Genomic DNA, 12,321 nt, shown 5'->3' on the forward strand with positions numbered 1-12,321 from the left:
ATGCATATTCTGACGATTGACCGGCAAGACGACAGTGTCATTCAGGGCGCTTTGCGGGTGGAATTTCCCAAGGCGTCCGACGGTGCTTTTCCGGCCCGCCTTGCGCGGGTCTGGGGGCATATGCGGGTCGCGTTGCGGGGGTTCGCGGGCCTGTCCGCGCTATCTCGGTTCATGGCGGTCGACTCCCGGCCTGACGGAACGGTTTCCCTGACACTCAGCGCGATATGCGACACCCGGCACGAGACCGCGCTGAGGCATTGCCTGGCGGCCTTCTTCCGCTTGGACGGTCATGGTGAGGTCAGGGTTTCTTCCCCGGGCTCGGCCGAGGACTTTGGCGAAACCTATCTGGACCCCGAGGCTGAGAGATGGAGCATTCATACCGACGTGACAACCAGCGATGGCCGCATCCCTTTTTTGTTGCCGATCAGCTTGTCGACGCTGCTGCAGCAGGTGCTGACCCACGCAGAGCATTTGAGCCTGCCGTTTCGCTACGAATGCGCGCTGGCCCCCGGGCGTCCCGACCCCGACGTGGTGCGTCAGGCCCGATACGCGGCTGCCGCGCTCGAGGCGCAAAATGTCCCCGAAGCAATTGTTTCGGATCAACTTGCAAGAAGTGAGGGGTTGGCCAACACCACGACCCACGCGGTCGAGGCGTTGATAGCACCGCAAAACCTGTTGGAAGCGGTCGAAGATGAAGCCCGGCGCGCCGTATCCGGGCACCCGCTGGGTGCGTCGGGCTACGCGCCAAAGTTAGAGCTTTCGGAAGAGTTGCAGGCCGAGGCCTTGGCGTATCTGACCCATCCCGGCATTCTGGAACCCGGCGCTGATCTGGATGCGAACGGGTTTCTGGACGAGCCCGCGCGATTGGCCCGACTTCTGCTGGACCCGTTGGCGCTTTATCTGGGCGTTTCCGACCCCGACGCAGCCGAGGCGCTTGGCCCCATAGCCCAGCCCTCAAAACCGCTGGAACCAGATGACTTGGGCGAACCGTTCCTGTTCCTGTCCTATGCTCGTGACGACTGGGACCGGGTCGAGCCATTGGTTCTGACCCTGCGGGAAAAGGGCATCCGCATCTGGACCGACGCTCAGATTCTACCCGCACAGGAATGGGACACCGCGCTTGAGGAAAAAGTGCGCGGCGCTGCGGGGATATTCTGCGTGGTGACGGATGCGTTTGTGCAATCCAAGTACTGTCGCCGCGAGATCAAGTTTGCCGACGCGCTGGACAAGCCCATTCTGGCAGCGCTTGAGGAAAGCGCGACCTTGTCGGATGGGCTGGCGATGATATTCGCCTCATGCCAGTACGTGCCGATGGATCACGATCTGATTGCCGACAAGCTTTATGGCGCGGCAAAGGTCATGGTGCAGGAGAGGGATCATGAATGAACCCTCGATGCTTGCTTCGTTAATGCCTCTGCTTCTTCTGGCGGTGCTGTACTGGACGTTCAGAGGGTGGCGGAAACGCCGGACAGAGCTTAGCTTTGACGAACCAACGCGCGAGTTGTTTCAGGACAAGGCCGACCGGACGGAACGTCTGCTGCGCACGGGCAAACGGGCCGGGTCGGGGGCGGCAATCGGGGTCGTTGCCTTGCTGATTGCGGCGCTCATCGGGATCGCCGCAATCAGTCGCTATGCCTTTGGTATCGCGCTTTTTATTCCCTTTGATCTTGTCTTTCTGGTGGCAAACGCGTTCGTGATCGCGGTCGCGATTTGCGGTGTTCGCTTTACCGTTATTGGCAAAGCTGCTAGCCGCAACGGCACGGCGCTCTGGCTCAACCGTTTAGGGGCCGTTGGATTCGCCGCGATCCTTGCATACCTGCAGTTTCAGACCGCTGTGGAGGCCTTTCTGACGCGATGGCGGCATGATTATTACAACGTCGAGCTTTTCCCGACATACTTTGCCGCCGCCGTCATCTTCAGTGTCGGTGCGATTGTCGCGCTCCTACGCCTGTTGCGTGGAGAGGAGGGGCCATGATGGCCGATCTGTTCCTTCTGATCGCCATCGTGCTGGGCATTGGCCTGCCAATTCTGTTCGGCATCTGGCCACCCATTGTTTTTGCCATTGGCGGGGCAGTGGTCTTTGTCATGTCGGATGCGCCGCCGCGCATGTTTGTTTTTCTTGGTCAGCGAAGCATCCTGTCCGTGCTAGGCGGTTACACGGTCATAACCTTGTTTTTTTCCGTCTTCGCAGCGCGTCTGTTTGCAACGCTGTACATGCCGCCCAAAGGCGAGGGACCCTTGCCCGAAAGCTGGGCCGCAGTCGCGGGCGGTGGCGCGGGCGCGCTGGCGGCTGACGAGGCACCGGCCAGCGCTGAATTCGCCACGGCAGCACCTTTGTCGCAGTACCTGTCTGCCATCGCGCAGTTTGCACCATTGGCTGTTGGGCCGATTGTTGTCGCTCTGGTGTCCGAAACCAGTATCGTTCTGAGCATCGTCCCGTTTCTTATCCTGGCCGTGGTTTTCGTTTTCCTTACGCAATACCTGGGACCACAAGAAAGCCCGCTGGTGTTCGAGGGATACTCGCGTGCCGACTGGTCGGGATACCTGGCCATTCCTGTGTTCAGCGTGGCTGTTCTGTCGGGGGTTCTGGTACCGTCCGAGGCGCTGGCGTTGTCCGTTCTGTGGCTGGCCTTCGTTCAGTATCAGCGCGCCGGGTTCGGGGCATTGGCCGAGGCAATGAAAACCGGGGCAACCGATGCCGGTTCGCTGATCGCCACGTTTCTGACGGCTTATTTCTTCGGTCAGATCGTCTCGCTCGGCCTTCCGATCCGAGATATGGATTTCGGTCTGGTGCAAATTTTGCCGTATTTCTCGCTGATCCTTGCAGCCTTCATGGGGTTCTGCGGTGGCCCTATCATTGCGGTTCTGACCATCGTGTTTCTGACCATGCCTGCGGCCATAAGTACCGGCGTGACGGGTTATTCCCAGTTCGCGATGGCGGTCCTTGTCGCCGGCGAAGCCGGGCGCTTTGCGTCGACCCGGATCGGGTTTTTGTCGGGCAACAAAGGGATCGATGGCGGCTCGGCCGTCTGGATCGCGCTCGTGGCGCTTGCTTCGGTGTTGGTTCTTCTGGTTGATGTGATGTCGCTGCTCGACGAGTTTTTTGCCTGACCGAACAACCCGCTGCGGGTCCAACTTACAGTGAACTGACGCAGCTAAAGTTTCGGACCGCCTGACTGTTGAACGGGTTCAGCACAGACGATGTTTGTATGCGCAAGATCACCAACCGGCCATCGAGGTCCACAGTGGCGCGATATATGTCCAAAGATTTTTCGCGGTGAATGTCCATTTTGTCGAACAAACGGAACAGGGCCCAATCGCCTGTTTGGTAAACGCCAAACACGACCTCTTGCGCGTCCGACAGTAATTCCATCGATAGCATCCCGCTGGTCTGGGGCCAGTTGAACATGTAATCGCGGCCTGGGGCAGAGTGCTGATAGATAAACAAGTTACTACCCTGAAAATCTATCGCGACAGCCGAGGCGTTGGGGTCGAGCGCCTCTACGGAAAGGGAAAATGCCACGTTGGCCGAGCCACTTGTGCTAAAGAAAACGTCGCGAATTTCGGCTGCGTTTTCGAACATTCTCAGCGCCGCGTCGGACATTTGCAAATCTGCCGCCGCTGGACGCCAGCGCCAGGGCTTCCGGCTGCGATCGACCATAGAATTCAGGTTCGCGTTGAAAAACGAGTCGATGACCCCGCCGGGAGAAAACAGAGTATTAAAGTCCTGCAGGTTGGTGTCGACGGAGGACTCCGGAGCAAACGGGTAACGCTCGTGCGTGGTCAACTCGCAAAGGGCAGACACCTGCGCTTGGAAATCAGAATTCAACCGCGACCGCACGGGAGCGCGAACCGCATCGGTCGCCAAGGTCGCAAACTGAACCGCCCAGCGGTTCAGTGGGGCGGACAGGTTTTGGCCGATGCTGCGCAGATTGTCTGCAGCGGTCAGTTCACTGGGGATGGGCTGAGAGCCAGCGGATGTGCCCAGAACACTAAGTTCCCGGTACAGCGCTCCAAGTTCGACCTCTACAAAATCGCCAAGTTCAGATGGTGCATCCCCGTCGCCATCAACCATCTGATGTAACCAGCTGAAATAGTCATCGACGAACTGACCCGGCAGTTCGTTCGCGACTTGCCCCTGCTGTTGCTGCTGTTGTTGCAGCAGCGAGGTGACACGGGTCAAAGCCCGCGTCTGGGGGACGCTGAGAAGTTGTCTGATCTGCAGGTCCGCCGCGGCCGCGCTTGTCCCCGTGCTCACGCCTATCCCTACAGCGGGTTCGTTAAATCGCGCCAGTTTTGTTTCGGCGGAAATGGCCTGCATCAGCTCCAGAACCGGCGAGTCCGGGCTTGCCGCCAGATTTGTTATCTGGACCGCATGGGTCAGGGAATCTCCATGAATGATGTCGATGTCGGTCAGTAGTTCCGACCAGAGGCGAACGTAGTCGTTGTAGTAAAACGACAGAATGTCCTGCGCGATTGCGGCCTTGCGTGCTTCGGTCAGTTCCGGCGGGGCGTAATCTCCCAAGACCCAGTTGTGTTTCTGCACGTCATCAATTGCACCGGCCAGACCAGTCAGCAGAACCTCGTGAAATCCACGGCGCGTGTATAGCCCTTCAACCCCGGCGGTCAGAGGCTGACCGGAAGCGCGGGTGAAAACCCGCGCGGTGTCGGGACCGCCATGCTCGCTGATGCCCCATTGCGGCAACTTCTTGGCGTCGGGGCCATCGATGATTTCCCAGTAGGCCCGCGATGCCAGCGGCTCGCGCGCCAGCACGGCGCGGACGTTCTCGATCAACGGTCGGTTCATGGGATAGCGGCTGCGGCGGGCGTTATCCAACATGACGTTCAGGTGATTTTGCAGGACCTCCTGATCGCCAAACTGCCCCGGAAGAGAGGTTGCCCAGTCCGCGTGCATCCAGACGCGGATGGTCTCGGCATTGGTTGGACCGGCCTGACCCAACATCAGGTACACGCGAAGGGCCTGATTCAGATAACGCGGATTGTTCAGGTTCTGCGACATCTGCTGTTCCAGCCGGTACATAAGGCTGGTTCGGAAATGGCTGCCAATCATTTCGTGGTAGTGATCGCGGAGCCTGCCGGCCTCGGAAACCGGGTTCAGCCGGGGCAGAGACAGGAACTTCTCGTCAACCCACTGCATTCTCTGGGCCCGGTCCAGAAGCAGCCCGGTCTGCTCAAGCCGACGGTCCGGGCCAAGCTGGTTGGCGCTTATGGACAGATCGTCCAGTTCCTGCTGTAGCGTCGTCATTGTATCGGCGCTGTGGCGGTAGGATCGTTCGATGATCCAGAAGCACGCAATGGCAATCAGGATGGTGGGGGCCAATTGAAGCGCGACGTAAAATCGGGTGCGCCGCATCTGGCGGGCGGCTTCGGATTCGGCGCTACGCGGCTTGGTTTCCTTTTTGCGGAACCAAGCGATAAACAGACCCGCGACCACAAGGATGGCCAGGGTCACAATGCCCGCGATTGCGCCATCGGACAGAAACATCGCGAAAAGAAAAATGAAGACAAGCGCGATAAGCCCTATCAAGACAAGGGCGATCAGTACGCGGAAAAGAAACCGGATCATCGTCAGGATTCCTTTCTCACGATGATTTCGACACGGCGATTGCGGGCGCGACCCTCGGGCGTTTCGTTCTGCGCGATAGCTTCCAGATCACCGCGGCCTTCGGCGAACAGGCGCCTGTCGTCCTGAATGTTGTCTTTCATCGCCTCCAAAACCGATTGCGCGCGGGCCAGCGACAGCTGCGTATTGTCCCCCCGGATACCGCGCAGGGGCACGCTGTCTGTATGGCCGACGATGCCGATCGGGCCGGGCAGGGTGTCCAACACGCTCGCCAGCTTGTCGATAACGGGGGTGTAGTTTTCGTTTACTTGGTCCGACCCCGAGGCGAACAAATCCCCCGCGCTGAGCGTGATGACCACAAAACTGCCGTCAGGTTGCAAGCTGACGCTTCCATCGTTGATTTCCGCGCTCAGCGCATCGGCTAGGCGGGTCAGCGGGTCCTGCTGCTGTCCCTGCGCCGTTTCCGTGTCCTCAACCCCGTAGTCGGTGCGTTGCAGACGCACGACCGCCTGGATCTGAGTGTCGATGGCGTGGGCCTGAAGCTCATCCAATTGAAAGGTCAGGTCATCGCGGGCACCGTTCAGCAGGGCGACGCGGGTTCCGTAGAAAATCCCCAGCAGCACCAGCCCAGCGCAGGCCAGCAGCAGGTTGAAACGGGTCGCTGCCCGCATAATGCTGTGATGCCTCTCGGCTGCCGCTTTGGCGGCAATCAGGTCGGCGGTTTCGGCCTGATGGATCAGGTCACGCTGCCATTCCAGGATCGCACTGCCCAGAACGTCGTGATAAATCTCGAACCGGTTGCCCATGGTGTCGTCGGCGGCGACGACCTCGCGCAGGATGCGGGATTCCCGTTGGCACAGGCGCTTCAGAACCTGTTCGATTTCGGTGGTGTCGCACTCGGTGTAGTTTGCCAGATCCTCGGCGGAATGAGCGATTTTCGCCCCGGACGGGGTCACGAGGTAATAGAACACCTTGCGCGCTATGTCCTGTTCGGCAGGGGCCAGACGGTTCAGCACGCGGCCCAGATGGGTGCGCAGTATCTCTTGCGCGCCGCCAAGGTCATTGAGGGTCTGCAGCCGCAAGGCATTTGACCCGGCCTCGCGCTCTTCGCTCCAGATCCGTTGCATGACCAGTTGCAGATAGGGGGTTTCGATCTCTTCGCGGGGCTGCCCCTCGTCCTGCGCGACGCCGCGGCCTCGGTGGCCAAACCCCTGTTGCCCAAGCTGAACCTGACGCAGAACCTCTTCCCGCAGTTCCGGCTCGACGGTCACTTCTGGGTCTTGGTCGTCCTCGCGGTTCTCGTTCCAGCGGTCGACGGGGCCATCAATGGCCAGCCGCCCGGCTTCGAAATCCAGACGGTCGATGCGCAGATAGTTGGAAAACAGCTTGGGAACACGGCCCTTGAACCGGTCCATCTGGCTAAGCGCATCGTCGCGTAGCGACACCAGCAGGTTCACCGGCAAATCCTTGGCCGATGCGATCCGCGCGAGCGTATCTGCGAAGTCGCCGGGAATGTCGGTCGGGTGATACAGAAAATACTCTTCGAACTGGTCGAGAACAAGAAACAGCTCGCCGTTCAGACGCTCGCACCACGCGGCCAGCCGGTCCAATGTAGTATCACCATCCACCGGCCCGCCATCCCCACCCATGGCGTCAGCGACGGCCTCCCGCACCGCCCGTTCCAGCCGGATGCTCGGGTCGCCGCGCCATTCGCTGAGCCAGGCCACGGCAAATTCCGGCAGTCCCAACCGATCTAGATTGGTACGTGCCTCAGTCCGCATGTCACGCAAAACCCCGGCGCGCAGGACCGAGGTTTTGCCGACGCCCGAGGGGCCATAAAGCAGCGTAAATCTGGACGCGGACAGGTTTGAGGCAATCACCTTCCTTTCGCGGTCGCGGCCAAAGAAATAGGCGGCGTCTTCTTCCTGATAGGGCATCAGGCCGCGATAAGGGTCGGACCTCATGACCGTTTCCACGACGAACTTTCGCCGATCCAGCTTACCAGACCGTTGGCAAACTCGGGCAGTGAAGCCTCGATCAGTTCGGCGTTGCGATACGTCCAGAAATCGCGATCCTGCTCGTCATTCGTCTGATCCACGACCCAGCTGCGCGCGGGCAGGCGGCCACGCCCGAACACCCGGCTGAGGATGGATCGCAGGGTCCAGTGCGACAGGGAATGGCCGAGGAACAGGTAGTGACAGCGAAACAGCCGCGTCTTCAGCGCCGGTGGCAGCAATTGCTTGATATCGCGATCAACCACGTAAGAGAAATGATCGTCTTCGGTGACGACGAAATGCTCGATCCCGGATTCGGCCCGGTCAACCGTTCCGGCCAGTTTCAGCAGCAACGGACGCTCATGCTCGCCCAGCGAGAATTCCGAATTCTCATTGGGGCGCTTGAGCAATTTGGTCTCGTTGTCCGGCGAGATATGGCTGAAAATGCCGCGATTGTTCTGATCGACGGAATAGGCCAGCACATCCAGCGGTTCACCGATTTCGGCAAAGGCGCGTTCGGTCAGGTCGTCGTAGTTCACCGTGATGAAGATCGGATTAGGATCGGTCCGGCCCGAGGCCCGCAACGCGCCCGGCAACTGCGCCATGGCGCGGTGAATGTCGTTTATCGCGTAGTCGAGATTCAGCAGATCGTGCAGGTCGGAATAGATCGGCGCGATGCCGTCCCGCACCGCTACCCGCTGCGCAACCTCTGCAAGGCAGGCGTTGCCATCGACGGGCAAAGAGTTGTTTTCGGCGATGAACTGCGCGATTTCACCGCTCAGGGGCGGGGTAGTTGTACTTCCGTGCTGCCATCCGGAATACACACTCGGATCGGGGCGGTTCACGCCTTCACCCAGAAAGACGGCGACACGCCCCAAGTCCAGCGCGCGGAGTATGGTGTTGTATTTGTCTGCAAAAGGTGAGGCAGGCTCAGCCTTTTCCGGCTTTGGCTGCGCCGGTGCGACAGTAGCCTGCGGTGTGGGGGCCGGGGCCGTTTTCATCTCTTGCACCACGTCGGCGAAGGCATCGCCGACATCCGCCCAGGCCTGATCCCGCGCGCCGTTTTCTGTTGAAAACGAAACCACCGGAAGCCCGTCTTTCGGCAACACCTGCAAATCCGCAATCTCGCTGGCCTTCCAGCGGCAGGGGCGCAGGATGATCGGGAACATCTGCACGTTGCCAGCCTTCCAGCGTTTCAGAAGACGGCCCCATTCTTCGGAAAAGATGAAGTCCGAGTCGAGAAAGTTGGACGACACCAGCAGGACCGCGATATCGCAGGATTCGACGCGCTCCCGAATTTGCTGCAGCCAGGCGTCGCCGGGGCTGAGTTGCCGGTCATCCCACAGATCGATTTCACCGCCGCGGGTCAGGTCGATCAGTTGCTGGCGGAAGGTTTCCTTATGCTCCTCATCATCATGCGAGTAGCTGACAAATACTTTGAGGGATGAAACTTCATTATCCAAAGCAGCGTCCGTTCAACCTGTTTGGTTCTCGACGTATTTCTAAATTACATCAAAATACGACTTGCCGCCAATAACTTCGGCCCGCATGGCGAAATTTCCTTTTGAATCGGGCCTTTTATGCCTTGGTATTGACGCAGGGTGTTATTTGGGACTCGAGCCTTGATTGGGGCCTGATTTCTCTTTCAGCGCCAAATCGTGTAAACTGCTAACTAATTTAATTGAATTTTATTTTACTTGTGCAAGCGGTACCCAAAACGGGGCCCGGAAAGGTTAATTTTTTCAAGTTCTTAACGCGTTTCGTGGGGGCAAGGGGAATTCAGCAATTGATATATGCGTCTTCTGTCTTCGAAGCTTCGATGCCGCCCGTACGCACAGATGCCGGAACCTGCCCGGTGCTGATGCTCAAAAAGTCCCCTCATCGGGGTAAGAGCCCGACCCGCCCGACCGGCTGGACAGGGATTCAGGAGGAAGCAAATGCGAAATATCACGGAAATCATTGTTCATTGCAGCGCGACGCGTCCAAACTGGATGGAAGGCAAAAAAACCTCGGAAAAGGTTGAGGAAATCCGCCGCTGGCACACCGACCCCAAACCAAAGGGGCGGGGTTGGGCCGATATTGGCTACCATCACGTGATCGACCGCGACGGAACGATTGCAGCAGGCCGTCCGATTGATAAGGCCGGTGCACACACGAAAGGGCATAACGCAAATTCCATCGGGGTTTGCCTGCTTGGCGGGCACGGGTCTTCGGAAAATGACCGGTTTGAAGACAATTTCACACCGGAACAGGACGCGGCGTTGAGGGAATATATCCGAACCCAGAAAGAACGCTTCCCGGCAATCGAAAAAATCAGCGGGCACAATCAATATGCAGCCAAGGCCTGTCCGGGGTTCAATGTGTCGGACTGGTTCAAAAGCGGCTTGCCGGTCTCTTTGGTTGCGCTGGCGGATGCTGGTTCAGAACCCGCATTCCCGGTTGGCGGTGCCCCGGACGCCCGGTTCGAAAAGCTGCACGGGTTCGTTCGGCAATGGGCGAGCCGGACATCTGGACATCACGGCGTCGAAATCGAAACCCTGGCCGAGTGGCGGAAGTCCGAAGTATCGATGGACGATCTGAACGCGCTAACGCAGGCCGAAGCGGATGAGATTTTCCGCACGCTTTATTACGCGGCCTGCCGCTGCAGCGAAATGCCCGAGAGGATGGCGTTGGTTGTCTACGACGCGGCAACGCAATCGGGGCCCAAATCCGCGATCGAACTGGCACAGGGCGCATTCAACACGCTGGGCCTGACCGTCGACGGAGAGTCGCTGGACGTTGATGGCATCAACGGGCGTCTGACAATAGCGGCGATCAAAAAGACCGATCCAAGCGTTTTGGCCGAGGCGTTCATGGACGCACAGGAAGCGCGCCTGCGCGCCGACAACGACACGGACGGTTTGACCCGGCTGGCGGCCCTTCGTGAGTTTGTGAACACATTGCCTGAGGGAGCGGGCGTGCGCCCGAACAAGAAAATGGACGTTTCCGACAGAGATATTGACCTTAAAGACATTCTGGAAATCGCCGGCGCGGCCAAAAGTGGGGATACCGCAGGCTCTCTGGTCAAGGTCGCCAGCCTGTTGCTGCGGGACGACTCTGATGACAGCGAATCCAGAACGCGCAACAAGGCACTGGCGCGGATGATCCTTGGCATCAACGATGGCGCACCAATTCCGGCCGAGGTGGCGGGAACGGTTACAAAGGGTCCTGACGGTAAACCTCCGCTGACGCCGATTAACGCGGCTTTGGGTCAGACTGTCGGCAATGCCCTGAACGGAAAGAAATCCGTTTCGGGTATCGTGGGGCTGTTGCTGACCGTATTGTTGCCGAAGCTTGGTTTGTCCGGGGATATCGTCAATTTTCTTTCGAACAATGCAGAAGCTTTGATCAGCGTTTTTGCCCTGATCACCGGGTGGGGCATGTTTGGTAAACTCGATAAGGCAATTCGCCTGATGGGAATGATCAGCAGCCGGAAATAACCGGCGTTCCCACGGTCTGGCCTCTGGCTTTGACCCGTTCCCGGTGACTATGATCGGAGCATGTCATGACACATTTGAATGTTTGGAGCGAAAAATACTCTACTGAGCGTCCGCGCCGCCTTTTGGCGCTGGATGGCGGGGGGATTTTGGGGATCATCACTCTGGAAATCCTCAAGGAAATTGAAAGCCAACTGGCGGAAGAGACCGGTCAGGGGGCGTCGTTTCGGCTGGGGGATCATTTTGACTACATCGCCGGGACCTCGACCGGGGCGATAATTTCGACCGGTCTGGCGGTTGGTATGTCGGTGGATGAGCTGACCGATTTCTATGTGAAGTCCGGCAGCAGGATGTTCACCAAGCAATGGCTGCTCAAGCGGGCGAGGGCGCTTTATGACGCCGACCCCCTGCGTGAAGAGCTTCAGAATGTGCTTGTGGACGATCAGAAAATGGACAGAACCCTCGGGTCCGAGGATTTGCGCTGTCTGCTGCTGGTTGTGACACGAAACGCAACAACGGATTCCCCGTGGCCGGTGTCGAACAACCCCTTTGCCAAATACAATGACAGGGTGGGCTACGCCGATCGGAACAATCTGGATATTCGCCTGTGGGAGCTTGTGCGCGCATCAACGGCGGCCCCGGTCTATTTCCCGCCCGAGTCGCTTGAGATGGACAAGGATATGTCCTTCACCTTTGTCGATGGCGGTGTGACCCCGTACAACAATCCCGCCTTTCTGCTGTACCGAATGGCTACTTTGCCCCATTACCGGCTGAACTGGCCCAAGGGTGAGGATAAGCTGATGCTGGTCTCTGTCGGCACAGGATCGGCTGCGAAGGTCGAGCTTGATCTGGATGATCGCGGTGAGCTGCTGCCCAAGAACGCAGCCGCCATGCCCGGTGTTCTGATGGGCGGTTCGGCGGTGGATCAGGATATCAACTGCCGCGCCTTTGGCCGGTGCCTGTTTGGCGACGTGATCGATCGGGAGCTTGGCGATATGAAACCGCGCGAGGGCGATCCCGTGACCGGGGACGAAGTGCCGCGCGAAACGCCAACCGGCAGGGATTTCCTGTATGCACGCTATAACCCGGATGTCAGCCGCGCCGGTCTGGATGCGCTTGGCCTGCCAGATATCCCGGAACGGAATGTGCAGGCGATGGACAAGGTGGAATTCCTTGGCGACATGCGCAAGGTTGGTAAGGCTTATGCGCAGAAACATGTGGACATGTCCTTATTCAGCCATTTCGGCAGCGACTAGGGAGGCTTTGA

General features: G+C 58.9%; 8 protein-coding genes. 5 read left to right on the top strand and 3 right to left on the bottom strand.

What is annotated here, in order from left to right; all coding sequences use genetic code 11:
* Genes ACR0EZ_RS01110 through ACR0EZ_RS01120 form a run of 3 tightly spaced genes read left to right on the top strand, consistent with a single transcriptional unit; the run spans nt 1 to nt 3,111 of the window.
* Nucleotides 1-1,386, top strand: coding sequence for a toll/interleukin-1 receptor domain-containing protein (locus ACR0EZ_RS01110; protein WP_480609928.1), 1,386 nt, complete (start codon nt 1-3; stop codon nt 1,384-1,386).
* The gene (locus tag ACR0EZ_RS01115; RefSeq protein WP_480609929.1) at nt 1,379-1,975 is read left to right on the top strand and encodes a hypothetical protein; all 597 of its coding nucleotides are present in this window, start codon (nt 1,379-1,381) and stop codon (nt 1,973-1,975) included. The genes ACR0EZ_RS01110 and ACR0EZ_RS01115 overlap by 8 nt, the downstream gene beginning before the upstream one ends.
* Nucleotides 1,975-3,111: a hypothetical protein gene (locus ACR0EZ_RS01120; RefSeq protein ID WP_480609931.1), complete on the top strand. Its 1,137-nt coding sequence runs from the start codon at nt 1,975-1,977 to the stop codon at nt 3,109-3,111. Before ACR0EZ_RS01115 ends, ACR0EZ_RS01120 begins: the two co-directional genes overlap by 1 nt.
* Nucleotides 3,112-3,136: 25 nt before the next feature.
* Here the strand turns inward: ACR0EZ_RS01120 and tssM are convergent, their stop codons facing one another.
* From tssM to ACR0EZ_RS01135, 3 genes are read right to left on the bottom strand one after another with little or no spacing between them, the layout of a single operon-like run.
* The gene (gene tssM / locus ACR0EZ_RS01125) at nt 3,137-5,587 is read right to left on the bottom strand and encodes a type VI secretion system membrane subunit TssM (protein WP_480609933.1); all 2,451 of its coding nucleotides are present in this window, start codon (nt 5,585-5,587) and stop codon (nt 3,137-3,139) included.
* A gap of 2 nt (nt 5,588-5,589) precedes the next feature.
* A complete protein-coding gene (locus ACR0EZ_RS01130) occupies nt 5,590-7,548 on the bottom strand; it encodes an nSTAND1 domain-containing NTPase (protein ID WP_480609935.1) in 1,959 nt (652 codons plus the stop codon).
* Nucleotides 7,545-9,041, bottom strand: coding sequence for an SIR2 family protein (locus tag ACR0EZ_RS01135; protein WP_480609937.1), 1,497 nt, complete (start codon nt 9,039-9,041; stop codon nt 7,545-7,547). The genes ACR0EZ_RS01130 and ACR0EZ_RS01135 overlap by 4 nt, the downstream gene beginning before the upstream one ends.
* A gap of 474 nt (nt 9,042-9,515) precedes the next feature.
* On the opposite strand from ACR0EZ_RS01135, the gene ACR0EZ_RS01140 reads away from it, so the two are divergent.
* Nucleotides 9,516-11,057 (top strand): N-acetylmuramoyl-L-alanine amidase, encoded by a 1,542-nt coding sequence (locus ACR0EZ_RS01140; RefSeq protein ID WP_480609938.1) that lies wholly within the window; start codon nt 9,516-9,518, stop codon nt 11,055-11,057.
* A gap of 65 nt (nt 11,058-11,122) precedes the next feature.
* A complete protein-coding gene (locus ACR0EZ_RS01145; protein WP_480609940.1) occupies nt 11,123-12,310 on the top strand; it encodes a patatin-like phospholipase family protein in 1,188 nt (395 codons plus the stop codon).
* The last annotated feature ends 11 nt before the right edge of the window (nt 12,311-12,321 follow it).

Source organism: Ruegeria sp. AK4, assembly GCF_056541025.1.